The sequence below is a fragment of the Algoriphagus aquatilis genome (genome assembly GCF_042657405.1).
Taxonomy (GTDB): domain Bacteria; phylum Bacteroidota; class Bacteroidia; order Cytophagales; family Cyclobacteriaceae; genus Algoriphagus; species Algoriphagus aquatilis.
This window is the reverse complement of the sequence record NZ_JBHSKS010000005.1, coordinates 86353-109835: the sequence shown is the minus strand read 5'-3', so window position 1 is coordinate 109835 and position 23483 is coordinate 86353. Positions and strand designations below refer to the sequence as shown.

General features: G+C 43.0%; 21 protein-coding genes and 2 pseudogenes. 5 read left to right on the top strand and 18 right to left on the bottom strand.

Translation table 11 applies throughout. The annotated features are described in order from the left end of the window. Window positions 1-62: 62 nt before the first annotated feature. From ACFPIK_RS08685 to pheS, 3 genes are all read right to left on the bottom strand, one after another. On the bottom strand, window positions 63-386 hold the full coding sequence (locus tag ACFPIK_RS08685; RefSeq protein ID WP_377914269.1) for a type II toxin-antitoxin system RelE/ParE family toxin: 324 nt from the start codon (window positions 384-386) through the stop codon (window positions 63-65). After that, entirely contained in the window at window positions 376-594 is a 219-nt protein-coding gene (locus ACFPIK_RS08680; RefSeq protein ID WP_377914267.1) for a hypothetical protein, read from the bottom strand. Before ACFPIK_RS08680 ends, ACFPIK_RS08685 begins: the two co-directional genes overlap by 11 nt. 294 nt (window positions 595-888) lie before the next feature. Then, window positions 889-1917, bottom strand: coding sequence for a phenylalanine--tRNA ligase subunit alpha (gene pheS / locus ACFPIK_RS08675; RefSeq protein WP_377914265.1), 1029 nt, complete (start codon window positions 1915-1917; stop codon window positions 889-891). 173 nt (window positions 1918-2090) lie between these two features. On the opposite strand from pheS, the gene ACFPIK_RS08670 reads away from it, so the two are divergent. After that, window positions 2091-2651, top strand: a complete 561-nt coding sequence (locus tag ACFPIK_RS08670) for a fasciclin domain-containing protein (protein ID WP_377914263.1) — start codon at window positions 2091-2093, stop codon at window positions 2649-2651. A 718-nt stretch (window positions 2652-3369) separates the two neighbouring features. On the opposite strand, the gene ACFPIK_RS08665 is transcribed toward ACFPIK_RS08670, so the two are convergent. The 3 genes from ACFPIK_RS08665 to ACFPIK_RS08655 all read right to left on the bottom strand — a co-directional run bounded on the left by ACFPIK_RS08665 (window position 3370) and on the right by ACFPIK_RS08655 (window position 5500). Continuing rightward, a complete protein-coding gene (locus tag ACFPIK_RS08665) occupies window positions 3370-3621 on the bottom strand; it encodes a hypothetical protein (RefSeq protein WP_377914261.1) in 252 nt (83 codons plus the stop codon). 364 nt (window positions 3622-3985) lie between these two features. Then, a complete protein-coding gene (locus tag ACFPIK_RS08660; protein ID WP_377914259.1) occupies window positions 3986-5068 on the bottom strand; it encodes a hypothetical protein in 1083 nt (360 codons plus the stop codon). A 201-nt stretch (window positions 5069-5269) separates the two neighbouring features. Then, a complete protein-coding gene (locus tag ACFPIK_RS08655) occupies window positions 5270-5500 on the bottom strand; it encodes a hypothetical protein (RefSeq protein ID WP_377914257.1) in 231 nt (76 codons plus the stop codon). 146 nt (window positions 5501-5646) lie between these two features. Here ACFPIK_RS08655 and ACFPIK_RS08650 point away from each other — a divergent pair. Then, window positions 5647-5772, top strand: a pseudogene (locus ACFPIK_RS08650) (fasciclin domain-containing protein); the annotation flags it as partial. Window positions 5773-5843: 71 nt separating this feature from the next. Here ACFPIK_RS08650 and ACFPIK_RS08645 read toward each other — a convergent pair. Then, window positions 5844-6923, bottom strand: coding sequence for a BF3164 family lipoprotein (locus ACFPIK_RS08645; protein WP_377914255.1), 1080 nt, complete (start codon window positions 6921-6923; stop codon window positions 5844-5846). 148 nt (window positions 6924-7071) lie between these two features. Then, window positions 7072-7290 (bottom strand): hypothetical protein, encoded by a 219-nt coding sequence (locus ACFPIK_RS08640; RefSeq protein ID WP_377914253.1) that lies wholly within the window; start codon window positions 7288-7290, stop codon window positions 7072-7074. Between the two features lie 150 nt (window positions 7291-7440). On the opposite strand from ACFPIK_RS08640, the pseudogene ACFPIK_RS08635 reads away from it, so the two are divergent. Both ACFPIK_RS08635 and ACFPIK_RS08630 read left to right on the top strand, forming a co-directional pair. Beyond that, window positions 7441-7584: pseudogene (locus ACFPIK_RS08635) on the top strand (fasciclin domain-containing protein); the annotation flags it as partial. A gap of 602 nt (window positions 7585-8186) precedes the next feature. Beyond that, a complete protein-coding gene (locus tag ACFPIK_RS08630; RefSeq protein WP_377914251.1) occupies window positions 8187-9260 on the top strand; it encodes a BF3164 family lipoprotein in 1074 nt (357 codons plus the stop codon). Window positions 9261-9409: 149 nt separating this feature from the next. Here the strand turns inward: ACFPIK_RS08630 and ACFPIK_RS08625 are convergent, their stop codons facing one another. The 3 genes from ACFPIK_RS08625 to ytxJ form a co-directional block, all read right to left on the bottom strand. Continuing rightward, window positions 9410-9568 (bottom strand): hypothetical protein, encoded by a 159-nt coding sequence (locus ACFPIK_RS08625; RefSeq protein WP_377914249.1) that lies wholly within the window; start codon window positions 9566-9568, stop codon window positions 9410-9412. Between the two features lie 169 nt (window positions 9569-9737). Then, window positions 9738-12650, bottom strand: a complete 2913-nt coding sequence (locus ACFPIK_RS08620; RefSeq protein ID WP_377914247.1) for an outer membrane beta-barrel protein — start codon at window positions 12648-12650, stop codon at window positions 9738-9740. A gap of 127 nt (window positions 12651-12777) precedes the next feature. After that, a complete protein-coding gene (ytxJ, locus tag ACFPIK_RS08615; protein ID WP_377914245.1) occupies window positions 12778-13113 on the bottom strand; it encodes a bacillithiol system redox-active protein YtxJ in 336 nt (111 codons plus the stop codon). 70 nt (window positions 13114-13183) lie between these two features. Here ytxJ and ACFPIK_RS08610 point away from each other — a divergent pair, with 70 nt between their 5' ends. Continuing rightward, the gene (locus ACFPIK_RS08610) at window positions 13184-14590 is read left to right on the top strand and encodes a DUF4403 family protein (RefSeq protein ID WP_377914243.1); all 1407 of its coding nucleotides are present in this window, start codon (window positions 13184-13186) and stop codon (window positions 14588-14590) included. On the opposite strand, the gene ACFPIK_RS08605 is transcribed toward ACFPIK_RS08610, so the two are convergent. The 7 genes from ACFPIK_RS08605 to ACFPIK_RS08575 form a co-directional block, all read right to left on the bottom strand. Continuing rightward, a complete protein-coding gene (locus tag ACFPIK_RS08605; protein ID WP_377914241.1) occupies window positions 14591-15262 on the bottom strand; it encodes a 3'-5' exonuclease in 672 nt (223 codons plus the stop codon). After that, on the bottom strand, window positions 15259-17202 hold the full coding sequence (locus tag ACFPIK_RS08600) for a DUF294 nucleotidyltransferase-like domain-containing protein (protein ID WP_377914240.1): 1944 nt from the start codon (window positions 17200-17202) through the stop codon (window positions 15259-15261). The genes ACFPIK_RS08605 and ACFPIK_RS08600 overlap by 4 nt, the downstream gene beginning before the upstream one ends. 268 nt (window positions 17203-17470) lie before the next feature. Then, complete coding sequence (gene acs / locus ACFPIK_RS08595) at window positions 17471-19363, bottom strand: acetate--CoA ligase (RefSeq protein ID WP_377914238.1); 1893 nt, start codon at window positions 19361-19363, stop codon at window positions 17471-17473. 39 nt (window positions 19364-19402) lie between these two features. Beyond that, the gene (locus ACFPIK_RS08590; protein WP_377914236.1) at window positions 19403-21088 is read right to left on the bottom strand and encodes a sodium:solute symporter family protein; all 1686 of its coding nucleotides are present in this window, start codon (window positions 21086-21088) and stop codon (window positions 19403-19405) included. A gap of 1 nt (window position 21089) precedes the next feature. After that, entirely contained in the window at window positions 21090-21353 is a 264-nt protein-coding gene (locus ACFPIK_RS08585) for a DUF4212 domain-containing protein (protein WP_377914234.1), read from the bottom strand. Between the two features lie 171 nt (window positions 21354-21524). Then, entirely contained in the window at window positions 21525-22277 is a 753-nt protein-coding gene (locus ACFPIK_RS08580) for a ZIP family metal transporter (RefSeq protein ID WP_377914232.1), read from the bottom strand. 92 nt (window positions 22278-22369) lie between these two features. Beyond that, entirely contained in the window at window positions 22370-23431 is a 1062-nt protein-coding gene (locus tag ACFPIK_RS08575) for an FAD:protein FMN transferase (protein ID WP_377914230.1), read from the bottom strand. Window positions 23432-23483: the final 52 nt, after the last annotated feature.

Below are 23483 nucleotides of genomic sequence, written 5' to 3'. Positions count from 1 at the left end.
CCGCAGGAACCCCACGAATGCAGGTTTAGAGAAAACAATGTAATTTCAAAGTGATTTTTAGGCTATAAATCTTTTGCCAATTTGTCCAGTTCTTCTTTGGAAATGGATTCCCGATCAGTTTTTGAATAAATCGTGATTAGAAAGACTTCTTGGTTGACCACTTTCACCAAGGTGATCACTCTTGCTCCTCCTGATTTCCCTTTTCCAGTGGACGTGATAGCAAGACGGATTTTGAAGAGATTGTTTCCAAGTGGTGTTCCTTGGCTTGGGTTAATTTCCAAGGAATCAATCAATTTGAGTAAGTCAGATTTGAGAGAAGAATGCTTCTTGGCTAGTTGCTTGAAGTTTTTCTGAAAAGTATCTGATAAAAGTATTTTAAAGTTCATCCAAAAATGCTCTTGCCTCTTTTAGTTTAATTTTTCCCTTCTGATGTTCTTTCACTTCTTTCAATCCTGATTCGATGCTTTGAAGGATTTCTTCTTTGGTAGGCTCTTCAAAATCCTCTTGGACTTTGATTTTGATAAAATCAAGACTCCTAATGAAGTTGAGAAATGCTGAAGCCTTGTCTTTATCTATTTCTAGTGTGATTTTCATGCAGTTAATTTAAGCCATTTTTATGAATTCCGCCTTTTTTAATGAACGGTCAAACAGGCTTGTTAGTAAATGTTTCCTGCTGATCAGCGCAGAAAAAGTTGGAGATGATCGCTGATTTTTCCCACAGATCACCACAGATAAAAATCACAGATTCCCACTGATTTTAATTCAGTCTCTGTGTAAATCTGTGGGAAATAGACTTTTCGATAATCTGCGCCGATCAGCGAAAAGAATCCGCGAAAATCTGCGGGGAAATCAAAAAAAGGCCAATCTCTCGATCAGCCTTCCTTTGTTCTACAACATCGGCCTAAACTGCCTTAGGAATCGCACGTCATTTTCGGTAAACAAGCGCAGGTCTCGGATCTGATACTTCAGCATCGCGATTCGCTCGATACCCATCCCGAAGGCAAAGCCAGTATATTTTTTCGAGTCAATCCCGCAGTTTTCCAGCACATTCGGATCGACCATTCCCGATCCACCGATCTCTACCCAACCGCTGTGCTTACACACGTTGCAGCCTTTACCACCGCAGATTAGGCAGGAAATATCGATCTCCGCGCTTGGTTCGGTGAAGGGGAAGAAAGAAGGTCGGAACCGCACTTTGGTCTCCTTGCCAAACATCTCCTTGGCAAAATGGTACAGCGTATTTTTCAAATCTGCGAAACCCACATTTTCATCCACATAGAGTCCCTCTACCTGATGGAAGATGCAGTGCGCACGGGCAGATATCGCTTCGTTTCGGTAAACCCGACCCGGAGAAAGGGTTCGGATGGGTGGTTTTTGATTTTCCATCACGCGCACCTGCACCGAAGAAGTATGGGTTCTTAGTGCGATATCAGGATTCTTCTCGATGAAAAAGGTATCCTGCATTTCGCGAGCAGGGTGGTTTTCTGGGAAATTCAGCGCGGTGAAGTTGTGCCAATCGTCCTCGATCTCCGGACCTTCGGAAAGATTGAACCCGATCCGTTCAAAGATCTCGATGATCCGCTGACGGGTAGCCGTAAGCGGGTGAATGCCTCCCAATGCCACATTGGATGGAGGAAGTGTCAAATCGATGTCTGCCGATTTTGACTTTTTATTCGTGGCATTGACTTTCTCGATCAGTTCCTGGAATTTTTCCTCGGCCAATTGCTTTACGCCATTGACGAGCTGTCCATAGGCGCGTTTTTCCTCATTTGGGATTTGGCCCATCGCGGCAAAAAGCTCACCCACCACACTTTTCTTGGAGATAAACTCCATTCGATAAGCTTCGAGTTGGTCGGGTGTTTGGGCGTCGGCAGCGGCAATGGCAGCTTTGATGGCTTCGATTTTCTCCTGGTACATGAGTTGCGATTTATTCCGGTCACAAAGCTACCATTTTTAGGCTTTTTTGGATAAAAGTCTCCGAGGAACTCATCGCTTCTGATTTTTTTCTTGAAAAATTTTCAATTGGTCTAAATCCAGTTCTCTTTTTCCCCTCGTAAGTGCTTCCAAATTCAACAAACACAATCAAAACCATGAAAAATTTCTTAAAAATGACTTTGGCAGCCTTCGCATTTCTATCTGCACATGCTGCATTTGCACAGATGGAAAAGACTGTAGAAGTCGGTGGCGCACCCATGTATCCTTCCAAAAACATCGTGGAAAATGCAGTCAACTCTGCAGACCACACCACGCTGGTAGCTGCGGTCAAAGCAGCAGGTTTGGTAGAGACGCTTCAGACTTCAGGTCCATTCACGGTGTTTGCGCCTGACAATGCAGCATTTCTAAAGCTTCCAACCGGAACTGTGGAAACCCTACTCAAGCCTGAAAACAAAGGCAAACTTACCGCGGTGCTGACTTACCATGTGGTGGCTGGCAAAATGGGTTCCAAGGACATCGCCGATGCCATCAAAAAGGGAAACGGAAAAGCTGTCCTGACGACCGTACAAGGTGGAAAACTCACCGCTTGGATGCAAGGCAAGAATCTCTACCTCACGGATGAAAACGGAGGAAAATCCAAGGTAACCATCGCTGATGTATTCCAATCCAACGGAGTGATCCACTCTGTGGACACAGTGGTGCTTCCAAAGATGTAAGCAAAACGCTTGTTTTTAAAACCCAAAAGCCGCTTGAAATTGAATTCAAGCTGCTTTTTCTTTTTTTTAACTTAAGCTTTTACCAAGTTCTTCCTCCCATCTGGGAGTAGACTCTGCTCGGTAGCTCTGAAGTTCAAGTTAGAGCTGGGTGGATGCCGATAGCTATCTGCATGCAATTCCACCCTTCTATTCTTTCCAATTTACAATTGGCTATATTTCAACTATTCTATTGAATCATCAGCAAATTACAAATTTGTGTTTATAGGAAGGCGTAATTACAAATTACACCTAGACAACGCCATTTTAAAATTCAACCTTCAACTACACTCAGCAGGGGGTTAGGTTATTGATTAAAAACTTCTTTTAAGAAGAAAACTATTTTTTGAATTTCAAATAACCCCAAAAAAATTTTGAGATAAAATAGCCCAAATCTCTCGACTTGGGTCTTTTTTCTGATTTCTGATTTCCGCCTTTACTTTTTGCTTTCCGCCACCGTCTAGGTGTAGTCAAATCAACCTTGTGATTGGGCGGGATTTGCAATTCCACCCTCATATCTTTACCAATTTGCAATTGACTAAGTTTATTCAACTCCTGTATCATAAGCAAATTACAAATTTGTTTGAATAGAAAGGTGTAGTTACAATCTCACTTAGTCCTAACCATAATTCTACTACACCCCGAGAGGATCTCACTTTTTTGCTACCTCAAAAAAGTGAGATTACGATTTATTTTGTTGGAACAGTTCAAGGATTCTAGCTACTACACTTTTTCTTTCTTCTTCTTTGGTATAGAAAAAACCTATCCTGTTTCCTTCAATATCATTAATTAGTGATAGCAAATCTCCATTGTTTTTTACACAAAGTATTATTTCTTCTATATATCTTGTGTATTCATTTTCTAGATCCTTACCACTCACTCCTATAGGGTTCCAATCCTTTAAAATATCATTTATTTTGCTTGTGACATTCATTAGTAATTAGTTAAATAGGTTATTATTTTCCCAAAATTAGATGTGCCAACATTCGAATCAATTACGATACCTATAGTCCTTCCTTCATAAGGGTAAAGAATTCGTAACTGGTAACCTCCATTGTATGGTAACCGAATTGCAGTACCTTGATTTAAAATACTTTTTATTAAGCTGGGAGTAAATCCTTTACTTATTCCATAACTAATTGCTCCATGATTTGTAAATCCTAAAAATGTTGTTGAAACTCCATTTGTACTCCAATATTTATTGCCAATTAAAAGATAAATGTCATTATATGCTGTATATCTTGGTAATGAATTCAGGATGGAACTCCTTAATTCATTTGAAACATTTGAGGATAAGGCTAAAAATAAAATTTGCCTAGGTTTTCTGGACTAAATAAGGCCATCATGAAATTTCCCTTCACTTGATAATAAATATTGTTTACCAATGAGTTTATTTCCATTACCTCATAATAGGTTATTCCTTGAATTGATAATAGTTGTTCAACCAAATTAACAAATTCGGACTGTCCATGAGTTCTTAAATATTCTAATTGAAGTCTTCTTTTTTCCTCTGGGTCTAAGAACTCAGGGTTAGGAATTGAAGGTGGGTTATATTCCGTATTCGTTGAGTAACTACTGCCTCCTGAGGAATAGTAGGATGAATAATCATAATATGTGGTTGTTGTTCCTCCATAACTAGTGTTTGATGAAGGGAAACATCTAGTCACGTCTCCATATACAGGGCAAATACACCCCCCTTCACTTATAGTAGGACCTCCAATGTATCTATATTCAACAACCTCTCTGGTAGTAATACATTCGTCTCTTAAGTTATAAGAATTAATAAATGTTTTTCTGGTATCAATAGGCTGATTTGAATGAATAGAATATCTATAGGTGTTTATTCCTTTACTTCCATCAAATTCAAATCCTACAAAATGATGTTCATCAAAGGTCCAAATTTCTAGAGATCCAATCCATGATTCATCAATTCCAAGATAATAAATCTCAGTAAATTTTTTTATCATTTCATTACTTCTAGGATAGTATCTTGCTATTAAGGGATCAAATCTATTTTCAACTGGATGTTTTATAAACATTATGTTTTGGATCACTAAACTATCTACATCTGTGTTTGGAAAATTATCTAAAAGACTTTTTGGGAAATATTTTATTACGTTAGCTAGATTTACTTCAAAAACTTCCCTTCCATCCGGAAAGTAATAATGATGAAACTTGTCCCAGTCGGGTTCTTTTTCAAAAAATGGTAAAATCAATTCTTGGGATTCTGTGCGGAAGTTAGACCCTCGCTCTGGAAGTCGCAGTTTGGTTTTGTTTTCTTCAAACCATGCTTTGACCTTGGCTACCTGGGTAGTTTCATCAACTTCGATTTTCGGTGCTTCAGGCTCATCCACACAGGAGGTCAGCAGGAGATTCATCATGATCAGGAGGGTCAGAAAACCTAAAAATCCGGATCTGCCTAATTTTTTGTACTTGGGGAGGCAAAAGTGTTTTTCATAAAAGAATGTTAGGTTAATTATTAAAATCTTCAGAAAAAGTAAAAACTACTTCTCTAAATCACAAGTAAGAACTAAAAAAAAGCCCAAATCTTTCGACTTGGGCTTTTCAGCTTTCTGACTTTTTTACCATGTCCTTCCTCCTCCTCCAGGAGGTCTTCCCATCATCCAAGGCTGCTGTGGTTCGGCGGCGGGCTGCTTGAAGTTGCCGATGATATAGGTAAAGGTGATCATGCCATAGCGGGTCAGCACGTTGGTAAAGACGTCGGTCACTGCCACATCGGAGATGGTTCGGCTGATACTGTTGTTTTGGTTGAGTAGGTTATTAATTAATATGGATATACGGAACTTTGCCATTAGCATACTTCGAAGTTCAAATGGACTAGTAAATGCCAACTCTAGGACTTCTTCGGTCTTCCGTCTTCGGTCTCCCAGCCCAAAATCAAGGGAATATTCGTCTACTGGCAGAATAGCGTATAATCAGATTAATTAATTCGGATTGGATGAAAGGCAAAGACCTCTACATCACCGATGCAAACGGTGGACAGTCTAAAGTTACCATTGCCGACGTATGGCAGTCAAACGGTGTAATTCACGCTGTGGATACCGTGGTGCTTCCTAAGATGTAATTTGAAAGAATTCTTTCACTACATTTAAAAAACCCGCTTGATTTGATTCAAGCGGGTTTTCCATTTCCAATCTAATTTTTCAGCAGCTCTTTTGGAATATCGAATACCGCAATTCCAGGGTCTTCATCCGTAGTGATTCCGTAGATTTTGCCTAAGGATTCATCGACGGTTAGCCCTCTTATGGATTTATTAAGCATCAATTTGGAAATCACTTCCCCTTTTTTGGACAGGACAAATACAGTTTCGGAATCTCTTCCAGTTTTTTGAATATCCTGTTGACTCCTGCCGCTGTAAAGACTATAAATAAATCTTTCTGAAACAGCTACATCTTTATGTCCATATTTTTGATCCATCGAAAATACAAGAGCAGAATTAGATCCTGAACCAGATATTTGTGCGGGGGGCAGTTCCTTTCGAGGTCCATCAACATTCGTGAAAGTTTTTGTTTGGTAATCAAAGATCTCTATCCGATCTCGGTAAAAACTTGCTTTTACGTAGAATCGCTTTTCCTTATTAGACTTCAGTCTTCCCTTATTGTAAGTCATCAAAAGAAAATTGTCCATCTCTGGCTGCCCCGGAATTTGTTCCCAAGTACCATAGCCGCCTACTTTCTTTCCATCAAAATCATATTCTGTAAGTTTATTTGGTGTGTCTGCCACCAAACACATGAAGGTTTCCTCTTTAGTTAGGTACATCATGTAGGCAAAAAGCATACTTTCAGGCTGACGAAATTCCCTTATAGAAAGCCTTGAAGTATCATACAAATTAAATTGTGCCATTTTTTTACTCATCACTGCGTTGATCCAAAAAGTGGAATCTGATAACCCCGGGTCAAAAATATCCGCATCAGTGAGTTGCCCGGGACCTTCACCAATAACTCCTTTGGAGGCAAAAAGAGTTAGAGACTTTTTCTTGATCAGATGAATGAGTGGTTTGTCAGATGGAATTTTGTAACTCTCCTGAATGATCAAAAACTCCTCTTTTTGATCAATCTTCCAGGGAGAAAGTACTTCGGGAAAGTAAATCTTTTCGCCCACAAGTTCATATTGGGGTTTGCCGTTATTGGGAAAATCAAAAGGATCTATGGAAGTTTTTGAGGTACATTGAACCAATGAAAAAAGTATGAAAAGTAAGATGTATTGGATTTTCATCAGTTCTATTAAATTTTTTAAAATGTAATTAGAAAAAAGGTGTTCACTTCAGAGGAGCAATTCGAAGTTTGAAAAATTGCCTTTCCTGAAATGGTAACATTTGTTAAGGCAGTAATCAGCCAGGGATCAACCCTGGCTGAAGATTTTCTTAGCCCTGACCCAGCACTGTGCAGGTGGTGTCGATTCTGGTTTCGTCTTCAGGCCACGGTGTGCCTAACCGGTCGACGCAGCCTTCTCCTGTTGGACAGCAAATGTGATTTCCTGGCAGAGGTCCTGCCCCCTGAGCATTGGATGCTGTGCTGTTAAACATAAAGGCTACTCCAAGACAAAATAGCCCTCCAACGAGCAATTGCTTAATCCTTCTCATAGTTATGAATTTTTAGTGGTTAATATTTAAGTCAAGTTTAAAATTTCAATCACTAATAATTCCTAAAAATACAGGAATGGTTTTTTTTTTTTTTTGTAAAAGGCGAAATAGTAGTATAAAGAAGAATTAAATTCAAATTCCTATTTGAGTGGAATCTTGACGCTTTGGATGAAGGGCAAAGATTTCTACATCACTGACGAAAACGGAGGCCAGTCCAAAGTGACCATCGCCGACGTATGGCAGTCCAATGGGGTGATCCACTCTGTAGATACGGTGGTACTTCCGAAGATGTAAATCAAAGAGTCCTGAAAAAGCTAAAAAGCCGCTTGAAAATTACTTTCAAGCGGCTTCTCAGCTTTCTGACTTTATATTTCTACTTTTTACCATGTCCTTCTTCCACATATCCTTACCAATTTGTATTTGGTTTTTTTACCATATCAACTTACAAAGTTGTTTAGATATAAAGGTGTATATGCAATCCGCACCTAATCATAAACTTAATTCAATTACACCCAGGGCGGGTGATTCACTCCGTAGATACTTTGGTGCTTCCAAAGATGTGATAAAAATTTCTGATACCGTCAGAAGGCTAAGGAGTTGCCTTTGTTTAAGATTTTTTAACATTTTTTTTTAACCGAATGAAAAATGATTTTCTTCGTTTTCACTAAAAAATAATCTTATGAAAAAATTAGTATTCTGTGCATTGTTATTACTCACTTATTCTTTTATTCCAAATTTTGGAAAAGCACAAGATGGTTCACCCGGTGAGAATGGAGGCAGTAATCAATGGGGAGGACTTTGCTGTCAGTTTATTTCATCTAGTTGTTATCATCCCATAGGCCTAAACTTTCCTGAATCTTATTGGAGAACTATTTATCCTACCTGTTCTTAAAGTTATGATTCGGAAAATTTTTGAAGATTGGAATAGAGGAATTTTGCCAATCGCAATTTCTTTTTTAGTAGGTTGTTCGTCGGGTAAAACTGAGGAAAACATTTATTTCAAAGAATCTGATTTACCAATTGAGGTTTTGCTGAAAGGAGAAAAACTGAAACTGAATAGGCTTCAAAATCCAAGGCAGATTCATGTAAATGAGCAATTTATCGTTGTGTCTCAACCTAATCAGGATTTGATGCTCAACGTATATGACAAAAAAGGGCATCGTCTTATCAATCAACTGGGTAAGAATGGCGTTGGTCCTGGTGAAATATCTTACGTCAGAACAATTGAGAGTTTGGACGACCCATATGACATATGGGTATATGATTCCCAATACAAGTCTTATCACGTATATGATCTCAGAGATACTACTACAGCTATCTCAAAGAAATCCTTCAACAGAAATGAATCTTTTTTCTATATCGGAGAAATGGCTCTTTTGTCGGATAGTTCAGTTTGGGCGATTATGATGGATAAAGAAACACAGTATTTTATCCTTGGATTTGAGAATGATACCCTTGCTTCATTTGGGAATTGGCTTACCTATGATTCCAGAAAAGATATTCCTGCAAGCACTATTTCCAGTATGCATCAGGGAAGAATGGGAGTGAACAGAAAGGGGAGGTACGGAGTACGTGCAGGTTTGTTTAGAGATTACATAGACATCGTTGATTTGTCTGAAGGAAAAGTCACCACATTGTTTGGTCCTTCTAATCATATGACTCCTTATACTGTAGAATACAGTCAGGGATACCCTATGCCTAAAATTGATGAGAAGGAGGCCAAAGCACATTACTATAATGTATTCGCCGGTGAAAAATCGATGTTTTTACTTTACTATGGTGGAGCCATCAATGAGTTGGGTAACTCAGATCGAAAAATGAGAATCTTTGAAATTGACTACTCAGGAAAAATATTGTCAAATTTTGTTTTGGATCAAAACATTCAATCTTTTTCAATTGATGAAAGTGAAAAGAAAATCTATGGAGTGTCCATAGATTCAGAACCAAATATTATCACATTTAACTATTAACTATGAAATAGTGGATTATTGCATTCTTGTTTTTGTCTGGCCTGTTTGAAAGTGACAGCTTAACCGCTCAAGTGGTAAGTGATGCGGGGAAGTGTTGCCAGTTTTATGAATTCAGCTGTTATCATCCTATTGGATTGAATTTTGCGGATTCAATTTGGATAAATGGAACTGTATGTTTGCCGATTATAAATCCGATTGGTGGATAAAACCGGGATATGGATTAGAATTCCTATTCCTAGGTTAAAATGCACCAAAATCAATCGCTTTGCTACATTCAACTCATTCAACATACCGATGCTATGGCTCATTAGTCAAATAGTTGATTTTCTTGCATTTTGAACTCTCACTTCGAATCCTTATGCAAAATCCGGGGTAAATTCATAAAAGATTAGATTAGTTTTTATGATTACAAAAAAGCCGCTTGAAAATTACTTTCAAGCGGCTTTTCAGCTTTCTGACTTCAGCTTTTTACCTTTTTTACCATGTCCTTCCTCCTCCTCCTGGAGGTCTTCCCATCATCCAAGGCTGCTGTGGTTCGGCTGCAGGCTGCTTGAAGTTACCGATGATGTAGGTAAAGGTGATCATGCCATAGCGGGTCAGCACGTTGGTAAAGACGTCGGTCACTGCCACATCGGAGATGGTTCGGCTGATGCTGTTGTTTTGGTTGAGTAGGTCAAACACGACTGCTTTGATTTCTGCCTTGTTGTTTTTGGCAAATCGGAAACCGCCTTCAATGTTCCAAAGCCAGAAGTTCTGGTTAAATCCTTCGGATAGTCCTGTGTAGAGCGAGTGCGCCACGTTGTTGCCCATGAAGAACTTTCCATTCTGTGAAGAGAAATACAGGCGGATGTTGGACTCCTGCTGGTAGAAGTTATTGTCCAGATTCTGTTGCAGGGAAGAATTCACGATGTTGTATGAACCGGTGGTGTTGATGGAGAAGTCCACATTTTGGCTGATGTTGGAGCTGAAGGTCAGCCCTTGGCTCAAGGTCAGGTTATCGTTGAGGTTAGCTACTCCATTGATCAAACCCGGGATTCGGTTGAAGCTCACCCGTGAGTTGGTGTTAAACTGGGTTTTCATTTTCTTGATCGGCGCACCATAGGTCATGAAGAAACTGGCTCTGAAGTTCCCGTCCAAATTTACCGGCTGTGTGATCTGTCCACCCGGTCTGAGTAGAATCTCATTGTTGATCAAGGTATCTTGAGTAGTCAGGAAGGTGCTGCTACCGATGTAATTTTGAGTAGCACTATAGTTCAAAAACATAAAGAGTGTTCTTGATTTCTCCAGATTCACCTTGCTGATGTTTGCAAAGATGTTGTGGTTAAAGCTCTGTCCAAGCGAAGGATTACCCACACGGAGATTGAGCGGATTTTGGTTGTTAACCACATTTTGAAGTTCTGTCACAGATGGCTCATTGGTATTGGTGCCGTAGCGCATTCTCCAGCTGAAGCCCGTTTCTCGGTTTCGATAGTTCAAGTTGGCGCTTGGTAGAATGTTATTGAAGCTTCTTTTGAATACGCCCACTTCAGGGAAAAAGGCCTGATTGTCCAATCGGGCATTTTGATAGTCCAAGTTCACATTGACACTCCAAGCCTGATTGTTGTAGGCATATCCTGATCGTAGACGTTGGGTCAGGAACACGTTGTCAAATTCGTTTGACAAGGCAGTATCCAGCTCAAATCGGTTTTCCGGATTCAAAACTCTGGTCTTTTGATCTGCGCGGGTTTTATTATTTCCTACCTGATAGCCAAAGGTTGCCAAGGCTTTTTCTGTGATAGGTTCGGTCCAAGTGGTGTTGATTCGGTAGTTGAACCCATTGTTCAAGGCATCCGTTTCTTGCTCGGTGGTGTCGATCAAATTTCTGCGGTAGTCTCTGTTCGCTGCCAATAGGTCGGAGAACTGATCTCTCTTATTCCAAGCCGTGAAGATTTCGGAAGAAAGGGTTCTGCCCTTTTTGTCGAATTTGTATCGATAAGTCAGGTTATTGGAGATGTTGAATGCAATGGTCTCTGCATTTGAAATGGAGCGAAGGGCTGAAAGTGAGTCTCCTGCGCTAGTTCTTGTCAATGCATCCCGATCACTAAAGGTGTTATTGTTTTGGAAGGAAATGTTAGGGGTCAAGATGATCGTGTTTTTCGGATTGAGATCCGCTTCGATTCGCGCATTTGCCCGGTGGTTATTATTCTCTACCGTATTGATCAGATTTTCCTGATAAAACTGACGCAGACTTTCATTCACTACCGTTTCTCGATTAGTGATTTGGCGTAGGGAGTTGGTGGTATTGTTGAAGAAGTAGCTTCCTGTGAAGTTCACTTTTTTGCCCCACTTGTCGGAGTAGTTTAATCCAAGTGCATTGGTGCTGGTGATACCGCCTTGGTTCCCCACGAAGAAGTTGTTATTTCCTCCTCCGCCCCATTGGCCACCGCCTCCTCCTGGACGTCCGCCGCCTCCGCCGCCCATCATACCGCCACGCATGCCACCACCTCCCGCGGAGGAATTGGCTGTGACACCTGCAAGGTCTTGGCTGGAGAAGTTTTGCTGGTTGACGTTATTGAACAAACCTAAAATAGAGAATCGCTGATCACCCTTGAACATGTTGATACTTCCTCCTGCTGCATAGCGATCATCTGTACCATAGCCGCCATAGGCACGGCCAAAGGAACCATTCTTTTTGTCAGAGCGGAGGATAATGTTGATCGTTTTGGTGTAGTTACCGTCGTCAAAACCTGTCAATCTACTTTGATCGGATCGCTGATCGAGCACTTCTACCCTGTCAATAGCGTCAGCGGGAAGGTTTCTGAGGGCAATATTTGGGTCATTCCCAAAAAACTCACGCCCATCAACGAGGATTCGCTGCACGTTTTCTCCTTGTGCCTGTATTTGACCACCTTGCATGGTGATACCCGGCATCTTTCGGATCAGATCTTCTGCTTGGGCGTTAGTTTGGGTTTTAAATGCATTGGCATTGAAAGAGGTAGTATCGCCTCGTTGCTCACCGACCACGTTTACCCCTTCGATGACGACTTCACCCAAGACTTTGGTGTCTTCCAAAAGGATCAACTCGCCGAGTTCCATTGGCTCCCGCATGCTGTGGATCTTGGAAATGGTCTTATACCCCAGGAAAGTGATTTCCAATTTAACTTGAGGAATAAAAGGCCGGGCGATTTCGAAAGTCCCGTCAGCTCCAGTCACGGTACCTCTTAAAAGTGAATCCGTAACGGTTTTCACCAAGACGTTGGCTCCGATCATTGGAGTTTTGGTGACGCCGTCCATTACCTTCCCGGTAAACTTCCTTTCTTCCTGTGGAGGACCGGAAGGGCGTTGGCCAAAAGCTGAAATACTCAGCAAAAGGCTAAAAATCAGGATACTAATTGAATAAATTTTTTTCATAATGAGACAAAGTTCACCTTCTTTGACTGATCATGAAAGAAAAAGGTTTAAGTGCCTTTTGATGAAAAATTAGAGTGGGAAATCGGCAGGATAAGTGGTCTATTTTCCTTTTGGGAGTTAAAAAAAGCTAAATCTTTTCCATGATCACCGGATAGGAAATCGAAAAGTGGCTTTCATCGTAGACTGCCTTGCCTTCTTTGATCAAAAGCACCTGTGGAGACTCATGAGGTACCTTAAAAATTTCTTCAATTTGATCAGAGATCGAACGGTAGGAGATAAGGTCTAGGAAAAAGGGAGTTACCTTTTCGGAGTCCTCCGCCTTCCAATTGCGAAGTAAGCGGTCAAGGGACATACTGCTGATGGAGCATCTTGAGCTGTGTTTGAAAATCAAAACGGGTTTGGAGTGACTCAAGGCCTTGATTTCTTCGAGCTGTGTAGAGGTGGTGAGTTTATTCCAGTTCATAGACACTTTTCCTTACTTTTGAGGGCCACAGATTGGGATTGAAAATAGCTTCCTTCTGGCCAATTCAATTATGAAATTCAGACAAAACTTACCTAAAAATAGTTTCAATTTTCTAGCTCTTTGTGCAGGCTTGACCTCCTTTTTTTCTTCCTGCAAAAGCCTGGATCCTGCTGCTTCCCTTCCTTTGCCTCAGGTACCCGCTGCTTCTTCGTATGTGAATGTGCCGGTAGAAATCCCTTCGGCCACCTTGACCAACCTTGTCAATCAGGTAGTGCCTCCGACCCTTTTCAATGAAAAGGGAATGGACTTGGGTAATGGAATTGTAGGGGATCTTGGATTTGTGAGAAATGGAATGATTCAGCTCACGCCGCTCGACAGTCAGCGGCTACAGGTAACTCTTCCCATCAGAATCCGTGGGGAAGTCGGCCTCAAACCCGGTGGACTACGCAACTTATTCCAGTCAAAAATCCCCCTCGATCAGACCCTATCTCCTGTTGTGGTGATCAATCCCCAGCTTAATCCCAACTGGACTCTAGGCATCAGCGAGTTTGAATTGATGGATCTAGGGGGTAAAATAGGACTTTCAGCCTTGGGCATGGAGATTGACCTGAGCTCGATGGTGAGGAATGAAATCCGTGAATTTGCCAGACAAAATCTCACCTCCAAACCCGATCTGATCAACCTCAAACCTGTGGTCGAATCTGTTTGGAATCAAGTTGGGCGGCCGGTGACTGTGGATTTGGAAGGGAAAAAAATGGCTTTTTCCATCCGTCCGGATTCTGTCAAAATCAGGGAGTATCTCGTTCCTTCCAAAGGGTTTCACTTCGACCTAGGCATGTCCGGCAAAGTGCAGACCCATCCTGCATCGGCAGCTCCTTCACGACCTTTGCCGTTACCGAAAATCACCCCCAACCTAGATCCATCCAACCGACTGGAGATCAATATTCCACTTCATCTGACCTATGGGGAATTGGACCAGATGATTCAGCAAGCAGTTGCTGGACAAGTCATTCGGATCAATAAAAAGTACCTGTTTCAGCCTTCCAATTTCAGAAGTAGCGCATATGGGGATCGTTTGGGGATCTTGATGGACTTTAGGGCGACCGCCGAAAATGGTGAGCAGATTGAGGGGGAGTTTTTTTTGGTAGGAAAACCTGTTTTTGATCCGAGTTCAAGTGTTCTTGCTTTCGAAAAAGTTGACTTTGCCCTCAGCTCAGACAGCAACAAAGCCAAACTCGGTGCTCAACTCAAGCGAGGCAAAATCAGCAATCAGCTCAATCAAAAATTAAGGTTTTCGCTACAAGAAGTGCTTCAGGGGAGTTTGGATGGGGTTAAGGAAAGGCTTGCCTTGCAAACCCCCTATGGAAATCTCCAACTTGATAATTTGAATGTGTCTCCTGATGGATTTTATCCCACAGCGACAGGGATGGACATTCGGATCAAAGCTACAGGCCAGGTCAATATCCTGTGGAAGTGATTAGGAAAGAAGACTCTGAAAAGTGGTAATGCCTTTGGATTGGGCCTTTGCCAACAGCTTCAAAAAAAGTTGTGCAGTCAAAAAAGCATCTCCTGCTGCGGTATGTCTATCATCGGGACTGAGTTGGTAGCGCCTGCAAAGCGCATCAAGGCTGTAATCGTCATGTTTAACGTTGCTCATGTCCTGCATTGGCCCTTGTTCCAGCCGGATAGCCAAATGGTAGGTGTCGATCACGGGATTTTTGAGTTGGGTGATCCCGAAGGGCTTCAAAAGGGTTTTCAAAATCTCCAGATCAAATCCGATATGATGTCCCACAATGATGCTGTTGTCGATGTAGTCTAGAAAATTCTTGGCAAAATCCTCTTTCGACAGGGTGTTTGGGACAGTTACCAATCCATGGATGGCAGCAGTTTTTTTACCTGAATCGGTTGCTATTGGATACCATTCCACCGCCTGATTCACCAGGATTTTGGCCTGGGAGATCTTCACCCCTCCAAAAGACAGGATGGAATCTTTTGCCGGATCCAAACCGCTGGTCTCCGTGTCCAACACGGTGAAATTCAGCTGATCTACTTTTCGGATTCCCGGGATGCGATCGGTAGTTGCCTCAAGGTAGGTTTGAACAAATGATGTTTTTGGTGTCGCTGCCTTCCAAAATTTCCACCAAGTCATCGTCTGAAGTAGTCAAGTTGAAATCGGATGTGGATCATTTCCTGTAGCTCTGCGATAGGTGTAAAGGTGTTTTTGAGCAGTTGCCGCTGGATTTTTCCAAGCGATTTTGGATCTAGGTATCGGCCGTTGTTTGCGTTGGAGATCCCCTCCAAAGCCCTCATTCGCATCAGGATTTCGTAGGCTTTTCCCGCCTGTTGAAAAAGCTCGGTATAGGCAGGCTCAATCTCTCCGAGCTTTTCAAAGCGCTTGAAGGTATTGTTGATTCCGACTACTTCATGACTCAGAATCAGTAGTCTGGCCAAATCAGTCAAAGGAAGCATTGCTCGCCCTTTGAGGTCAAAGCGATCCTTGTGCTCTCCGGACTTTTCCACGATAAAGTCTTTGAAGAAACCCAATGGAGGCGGATTTTGCATGGCATTCTGGCCCATGAAGCTGAGAAAGGCCTTCTTTTTTCGGATTTCTTCATAGATGTGAAGCGTCAGTTCCTCGGCAAGTGAGGGGTTTCCTTTGACTGGTCGGAAATCAAAAAAGATGGAGGATTTTAGTAAGGCTTCCGGTGTAGGCCGCATGATCCAGTCGCTAAAATTATTTTTCCAGACCGAAAGTGGCTGAACCCATTCCGGGTTATTGGCCATCATTTTGGCTGGACAGGCATCAAATCCACAGGCGAGCAACACTTCGATCACCTGCTCTCCAAGCTGTAGAAAATACTCTTTGGCTGTCTCGGATTTTACTTCGGGCACATCTTGGTAAAGAATGGCATTGTCAAGGTCAGTTCGTAAAAGCTGTTCTTCTCGTCCTTCGCTGCCAAGAGAAAGGAAGCAGAAGGGAACCTCATCCATATCCGGAAAGGCTGAAGCCAGGTTTTTCCTACCGATCTCCAAGGCCTGACTGATGATCACATCGTTGATCTCAGTCATCACAGATGCCACAAAGTCCATGGCAACTTCATTTTCCAAGTAATAACGAAGCATTTGCTCGGCCCTGTCTCTGATTTTCCTCATTTCGGCCACCTCCTGCGTATTCATCAATGCATGGATCAATACCGCCGGGCTGTTGCCCATGGAAAGGAAAATGTCGTGATCGGAAATTAATCCACAGATGGGACTTTGGGAAGTTCCGTCCTCCGTGAGCACTAGATGATGCAGCCGATGACGGATCATTGCCAGATAGAGGGTGGAAAAGTTGTCTGATTTTCTGCAAGTAACTACCGGCGAGGTCATTACTTGAGCAACCGGTTCGATTGGCGCAATGCCTGCTGCCAAAACGCGGTTGCGAAGGTCTTTGTCCGTAAGAATTCCCACCGGAAATCCGGATTCACCAGAGATGATGATACTGCTTACTTGTGCATTCGCCATCAATTTTGCAGCAGCTTGAATCGGAGTTTCCGGTGTACAGGTCAAGACTTTTTCAGAAACCTTGACCTCCGACTGATCAGAAAAGATCAGAAGAGAATTGTCTCCGCTTGGTTTTTTGAATTCGCTTCGGGCTTTTTGACCTTGGGAGAGGTCTTGTCTGACGACCACTTGCCCCGCAGCAAATCCTGCTGCAAAAAACAAGGCTACCTGACTGTTTTTCTCCAGGACTTTTTCAAAAACTGCTACAGGAATCGCATAGACTAAGCTGTTTTCGATAATTTTGGAGGTAAGCAAATAGGGCCTTTTCCCCAATAGGGCCAAGACACCAAAGACATCGCCTTCGTCGCAGATTTCTCGGATCTCTTCGCCATTTGAGGTCTTTTCCACCAAATGAATGGTTCCCTCTTTCAGGACAAAAAAGTTAGGCCGAGCCGGTTCTCCTTGAGGAAAAAGTATTTCACCTTTTTCCAAATACTGAATCTCTACCTGTTGCGCTACGTTGACCAGATCCTCTTTTTCCAGAAAAGAAAAAGGGGGAAACCTGTACAGAAATTCGGCAACCCGGTTGACAATGACATTCATGGTAGATGCAAGAGGCTAGTAGCAAGAAGCAAGACGTAAGACATAAGAAGTAAGACAAAAGACATTAATTAAATGCAAGATTAAAGTGTCATGTCCATTTTTTACTCAGCACTTTTGTCTTTTTCATTCAATCTTTTTGAGCAAAACAGAAATTTGTTGTTTGAGCTTTTCCAAAGTTCGAAACTTTGGAAAAGCTTTAGTCTGCAGTGCTTTCAAGGCCTAGCGTCTTTGTGTCTTGCGTCTAACATCTTGGATCTAACATCTATCTTTATTTTCTTCCTTCAATGATTTTCTCCACCACCTCAGGGTCAAGTAGTGTAGAGGTATCACCCATACTGTCGGTGCTGCCCTCGGCTACTTTTCTCAGGATACGACGCATGATTTTACCTGAGCGGGTTTTTGGAAGTCCGGGAACGATCTGAATTTTATCCGGCTTGGCGATCGGACCGATGATCTTGGATACCATATCCTTGATCTCGTTAATCAGGTTTTCCTCGGTTCGGTTAGTCATGTCGCAGATTACAAAGGCGTAGATGCCTTGACCTTTGACCTCATGCGGATAGCCTACCACCGCGGACTCGATGACTTTTGGGTGTTCGTTGATCGCGTTTTCCACTTCAGCAGTGCCCATTCGGTGACCTGAAACATTGATCACATCATCTACTCGGCCGAGAATTCGGTAGTAGCCATCGTGGTCACGCTTCACTCCGTCACCGGTAAAGTACATGTTTTTATACGTAGAAAAGTACGTCTGCTTGCAGCGATCGTGATCTCCGTAGGTGGTTCGGATCATGGATGGCCAAGGGAATTTGATGCAAAGATTACCTTCGACAGAATTTCCAGTGAGTTCATTTCCCTCTGTATCTACAATGCAAAGCTGGATTCCAGGCAAAGGTAAAGTAGCATAGGCAGGCTTGGTCGGGGTAATTCCTGCAAGAGGAGAGACCAAGATGCCTCCCGTTTCCGTTTGCCACCACGTATCCACAATTGGGCAGTGACCTTTTCCGATATGAGTATGGTACCAGTGCCAAGCTTCCTCGTTGATCGGTTCGCCGACAGATCCCAGGACTTTTAAAGAGCTCAAGTCGTAGCCTTCGATCGGTTCTGTACCAAAGGCCTGAAGTGCTCGGATAGCCGTAGGGGCTGTGTAGAACACGTTGACCTTGTGCTTTTCGATCACCTGCCAGAATCGGCTTGGATTGGGGTAGGTTGGCACACCTTCAAACATCAGCGTGGTAGCGCCTGCCAAGAGCGGGCCATAGACAATATAGGAGTGGCCGGTGATCCAGCCGATATCCGCTGTACACCAATATACATCTCCCGGTGAGTACTGAAAGACGTTTTCGAAGGAATACTTTGTGTATACCATGTATCCTCCAGTAGTGTGGACGACACCTTTTGGCTTGCCGGTTGACCCGGAGGTATAGAGGATAAAAAGCATGTCCTCGCTGTCCATCTCTTCCGGTGCATTTTCCTCAGACTGACCTTCAAGAACTTCATCCCACCAAAAGTCCCTGCCAGAGACCATATTGGTTTCCTGCCCTGTTCTTTTGTAGACGATGACAGTGTCCACCGAAGATTTTTCTAAGGCCTCATCGACCACACCTTTGACGGTGATTTTTTTGTTTCCCCGATAGTTACCATCGGAAGTCAATACTGCTTTTGCCTCACAGTTATTGATTCTGTCGGCAAGTGAAGTGCTTGAAAAGCCTGCAAATACCACAGAATGAACCGCACCTATTCGGGCACAGGCTAGCATGGCTATAGCAGCCTCAGGTACCATCGGCATGTAGATGATGACGCGATCACCTTTTCCGATTCCTTTTGCTTTTAGTGCATTGGCAAAGCGGCAGACCTCATGAAAAAGCTGTCGGTAAGTAATCGTTCGTGTTGCTTCACTCGGCTCATTGGGTTCCCAAATGATTGCGGGACGGTCTCCGATGGTGTACAGTTGTTTTTCAAAAATATTTTCGGTGATATTCAGCGTTGCACCGTCAAACCATTTCACTTCAGGACCTTCAAAATTCCACTTGAGCACTTTGTTCCATCGCTTTCTCCAATGAAAAGAATCAGCAATTCTAGCCCAGAATTCTTCCGGTTGGGCTATGCTTTTTTGGTATTCGTAAAGGTATCCGCTGAGGGTATGGAGTCTATCACTCATGGTAATTGGATTTATTAAGCTTAAATAAAGTAAACTGATTTAATGATCCTGAGCCTCCCCAGCGCCTTTTGGGATTCGGATTTCCTGGATCAGGTTTTGGACTTCCTGAGGTGGAGGAGGTGTGACTAGGGATACGGCGTAGCACACCAGGACGTTGAGAAACATTCCCACAGACCCAATCCCCTCGGGAGAAATACCCCACCACCAGTGTGCTGCAGTGTTTAATCCAGGTTGGATAAACTTGAAATAGGAAATATAGGCGAGTGTAAATACCAGACCAGACACCATGCCGGCAATGGCACCTTCCCGATTGACCCGAGTGGAAAAAATCCCTAAAATGATTACAGGAAAAAAGGATGCTGCCGCCAAACCAAAAGCAAAGGCGACCACCTCAGCTACGAATCCCGGAGGGTTGACCCCAAAATATCCTGCAAAAACAACCGCTCCGCCTGCTGCTAGGCGGGCGATTCGAAGTTCTTTTTTCTCGGATATTTCCGGCTTGAAGGTCTTGAATAGGTCTCTTGAGACAGAAGTGGAAATTACCAAAAGCAATCCCGCTGCTGTGGATAGCGCCGCAGCCATCGCACCTGCCGCTACAAGCCCGACCACCCAATTGGGGAGTTCTGCGATTTCAGGACTGGCCAAGACCATAATGTCCTTGTCTATTGTGAGTTCGTTGACACTTGGGTCTGCCAGATACTGGATTTTCCCATCGGCATTTTTGTCGTCAATTTTGATCAGGTTAGTCTTTTGCCAGGTTTGTACCCAAGAGGGTAACGCATTTATTTCTTTTTCAGAGGTGGAGTTGATGGCATTGTAGATTCCAAAAGCTGCTACGGCAGGGGCTGTGGTATATAGGATAGCGATGAATACCAATGCGTAACCAGCGGATAAGCGGGCGTCTTTTACTTTTGGCACGGTGAAAAATCGCACAATCACATGCGGCAGTCCAGCCGTCCCCACCATCAGGGCAAGGGTAATCATGAACATGTCGGTCATCCCTTTTCTCCCGGAAGTATAAGCAGCAAAGCCCAAGTCTGTGAGCACCCCATCCAATTTTTCCAGCAAGGGTACCCCTCCCTCTACTGTTCCGCCGAGCCCAAGTTGGGGTATAGGGTTGCCTGTCAACTGCATGGAAATAAAAATTGCAGGCACCATGTAGGCAAAGATCAGCACACAGTATTGTGCCACTTGGGTGTAAGTGATGCCTTTCATCCCGCCTAATACGGCATAGAAAAACACGATGCACATCCCGATGACCACGCCCCATTCGATGGGGATTTCCAAGTATCGGGAAAAGACAATTCCCACACCTCGCATTTGTCCGGCGACATAGGTGAAGGAAATAAACAGCGCACAGATCACCGCGACGACGCGTGCTTTATTGGAATAGTAGCGGTCGCCGACAAAATCAGGAACAGTGAATTTTCCGAATTTTCTGAGGTAGGGAGCGAGAAGTAAAGCCAATAACACATATCCCCCTGTCCAACCCATGAGGTAGACCGAACCGTCATATCCGGCAAATGAAATCAGCCCGGCCATGGAAATAAAGGAGGCCGCAGACATCCAATCCGCCGCTGTTGCCATTCCGTTGGCCAAAGGGGATACTCCTCCACCTGCCACATAAAATTCTTGGGTAGATCCGGCTCGTGTCCAAATAGCGATACCGATGTACAAAGCAAAGCTTAAGCCTACAAGTAGGTAGGTCCAGGTAAGAATGTCCATGTCAGTCTTCGTTTACGTCAAACTCCCGATCCAGCTTGTTCATCCGAGCCACGTAGACAAAAATCAAAATAACGAAGGCATAGATCGAACCCTGCTGCGCAAACCAAAATCCGAGCTTGAATCCCCCCAGTTGAATGGAGTTGAGTGGCTCGACCAAGAGGATGCCAAAACCAAAGGAGACGACAAACCAGAGCACTAAAAGAATCAGCAAAGTCCGAAGGTTTTTCCTCCAGTACTTTTTCATTTTCTCAGATACTTGAGACATGGATTTTGGGTTTTTAGGTAGAATCATCCTCGAACCAATTCTGGCAAAAAGCCAAAGAATATTCTCGGGTATTTCATTTTATTAATCAAAAATGAAATACTTGAATCTTAGCACAGAATCCAAACGGTTCATTGAAAAGTTGATAAAAATCTGCCTTTTGAGCTATTTTTATCAAATCAGGTACTCGGAGGCCATCGCAAGGGCAGCTGCAATAAAAGTTACCAGCAGTTTATTCAGTTGAAATTTGTGGTGGGGGCTGCTTTCGAAAAAAATCGTAGTAGAAATGTGCAAAAAACCTCCAGTTACCAATCCATACAAAATGCCAATTCCTTGCTTTGACAACAGACCGTTTTCGATGAAAAGTGAACTTGAAAACATCCCTAAAGGAGAGGCTAAAGCAAAAATGGTGAGTAAGATGATTGTCCATTTTTTGCTCAGAGAGGCTGAAAGAACTGCCGTAAGGGCAAAGGCTGCGGGGCCCTTGTGCATGATGATCCCCAGTAAAACGGTTTTGTTGCTGTGTACGTGATCGATGGCCTCACTTCCGCTAGCGATAGTATCCCCGTGTGATAAGAGTGTTCCCTCCAAAAAGGCATGGATAAATAGCCCAGTCATCAGGGTGACTACTCCTTTGGAAGTTTCGGACTGATGCTTGTGGATGTGACCGTGCTCAATACCGGAAGACCAAAATTCCAAAAGCTGCTGTAGTAAAAAGCCAAATAGAATGTATAATCCCATTTCTCCAGTTCCAAAATCACTGGAAAAAAGCTCAGGAATGATGTGGAGTATGGTAATCGAAAAAAGGTAAGAACCAGCAAATACCAGGACTAGCTTGAAATATTTCTCACGAAAAACGGGAGCAAAGAATACCAAAAGGCCCGCAAACATTGCGGTGAGAAAGAGTAATAGAAAATTTATCCCCATGAATTTTTTCCAATCCTCCCGATTTCAAAGGAGCAATTGAGTGGTTAACTGCCACAAAGGTATAAAAATTCAATAATGTTGCATTTATGTTTTTACTTCACTGGAAAGGAAAGGTACTTTCGGAGTTCAGGACTGGCGTACAGCTTGATTCCTGATCCTTTTTCATGGTAAATCAAAATCATTTCCACCTCGGCATTTGCGGAATCCAGAGCCATTGCTTCCCTCCACCCTTGTACCATCAACGATTCGGAAAGGACTCCGGCTTTTCGGGTGCTGGATGTCAAAACACTCACTGCAAGTAGCCCGTGAACCACAGGATAGCCGGTTCGGGGATCCAATTGAAAGGCTTTTTTCACAGAATCTTGAGTGTAATAGGTGTTAAAATCACCTGCTGAGGCATAGGCCTTGTCATGGAGGGCTAGAATGCCTTCTTTTCTCAAACCCAAAGAATCACCGGGATAGGAGAGTTTGGACTTCCAGAGTTCTTGCTTTTCGTTCACGCCTTTTGCCAACCTATATCGTCCCAATTGAAGGAAGTAATTTGAGATTCCACTCTTTTCAAAATATGCTGACACCTGATCCAACGCTAAGCCTTGAGCATAGTCTGTGAAGTCGATGAAAAGGCTCGAGGTTGTTTTTCGAATAAGACTGTCAGTAAGAATGATTTTGGAAAGTCCCACTTTGCTCAGCACTTGGCCTACATCCACACTGTCTTGAAGTCTTGCTCCTCCTGATGCCGAGAAACTCCAAACCGCCTGAACTGGCCCAAGGCTCGGATCCCAAGCTTTGTTTGACTGTTCATGATCCTGCTGGGCATTTTTGATGAATTGAATCCATTCTGGGGATGGATTTAGAATGGTGTCATTTTGATTTAGCCGATAGAGGTCGGAAGTAGGTGAGGTGAGCGCTGTTTTTTGAGAAATAACTGACAAAAGCGAGTCGATAGAAGACTTTTCCACTTTTTGGGCTCCATGATAAAGTATCAGATAAGGTTGACCCAAGAAATCCCCACTGAGATTGACTAATCCATTTGCATCCGTAAAATTGGAAGTATCAGCAGGTGTACTATTCAGCGATCTGAAAAAGTAAACGACCAAAACAAGCAAGAGGAGGACTATGGAGTATATGAGGTTTTTGCGGGCGTTTTGATTCATTTCGGATAGAATTGAGTTTTCAAATTTAGGTCAATTTTTTTGACCCATGGAT

Coding starts and splice junctions, on each gene's coding strand:
- ACFPIK_RS08575 (WP_377914230.1), bottom strand. CDS start 23,431: ATGAATCAAAACGCCCGCAAAAACCTCATATACTCCATAGTCCTCCTC.
- ACFPIK_RS08580 (WP_377914232.1), bottom strand. CDS start 22,277: ATGGGGATAAATTTTCTATTACTCTTTCTCACCGCAATGTTTGCGGGC.
- pheS (WP_377914265.1), bottom strand. CDS start 1,917: ATGTACCAGGAGAAAATCGAAGCCATCAAAGCTGCCATTGCCGCTGCC.
- ACFPIK_RS08630 (WP_377914251.1), top strand. CDS start 8,187: ATGATTCGGAAAATTTTTGAAGATTGGAATAGAGGAATTTTGCCAATC.
- acs (WP_377914238.1), bottom strand. CDS start 19,363: ATGAGTGATAGACTCCATACCCTCAGCGGATACCTTTACGAATACCAA.
- ACFPIK_RS08655 (WP_377914257.1), bottom strand. CDS start 5,500: ATGGCAAAGTTCCGTATATCCATATTAATTAATAACCTACTCAACCAA.
- ACFPIK_RS08685 (WP_377914269.1), bottom strand. CDS start 386: ATGAACTTTAAAATACTTTTATCAGATACTTTTCAGAAAAACTTCAAG.
- ACFPIK_RS08620 (WP_377914247.1), bottom strand. CDS start 12,650: ATGAAAAAAATTTATTCAATTAGTATCCTGATTTTTAGCCTTTTGCTG.
- ACFPIK_RS08665 (WP_377914261.1), bottom strand. CDS start 3,621: ATGAATGTCACAAGCAAAATAAATGATATTTTAAAGGATTGGAACCCT.
- ACFPIK_RS08680 (WP_377914267.1), bottom strand. CDS start 594: ATGAAAATCACACTAGAAATAGATAAAGACAAGGCTTCAGCATTTCTC.
- ACFPIK_RS08645 (WP_377914255.1), bottom strand. CDS start 6,923: ATGAAAATCCAATACATCTTACTTTTCATACTTTTTTCATTGGTTCAA.
- ACFPIK_RS08640 (WP_377914253.1), bottom strand. CDS start 7,290: ATGAGAAGGATTAAGCAATTGCTCGTTGGAGGGCTATTTTGTCTTGGA.
- ACFPIK_RS08670 (WP_377914263.1), top strand. CDS start 2,091: ATGAAAAATTTCTTAAAAATGACTTTGGCAGCCTTCGCATTTCTATCT.
- ACFPIK_RS08610 (WP_377914243.1), top strand. CDS start 13,184: ATGAAATTCAGACAAAACTTACCTAAAAATAGTTTCAATTTTCTAGCT.
- ACFPIK_RS08600 (WP_377914240.1), bottom strand. CDS start 17,202: ATGAATGTCATTGTCAACCGGGTTGCCGAATTTCTGTACAGGTTTCCC.
- ACFPIK_RS08660 (WP_377914259.1), bottom strand. CDS start 5,068: ATGATGAATCTCCTGCTGACCTCCTGTGTGGATGAGCCTGAAGCACCG.
- ACFPIK_RS08625 (WP_377914249.1), bottom strand. CDS start 9,568: ATGAGCCATAGCATCGGTATGTTGAATGAGTTGAATGTAGCAAAGCGA.
- ACFPIK_RS08605 (WP_377914241.1), bottom strand. CDS start 15,262: ATGACTTGGTGGAAATTTTGGAAGGCAGCGACACCAAAAACATCATTT.
- ACFPIK_RS08590 (WP_377914236.1), bottom strand. CDS start 21,088: ATGGACATTCTTACCTGGACCTACCTACTTGTAGGCTTAAGCTTTGCT.
- ytxJ (WP_377914245.1), bottom strand. CDS start 13,113: ATGAACTGGAATAAACTCACCACCTCTACACAGCTCGAAGAAATCAAG.
- ACFPIK_RS08585 (WP_377914234.1), bottom strand. CDS start 21,353: ATGTCTCAAGTATCTGAGAAAATGAAAAAGTACTGGAGGAAAAACCTT.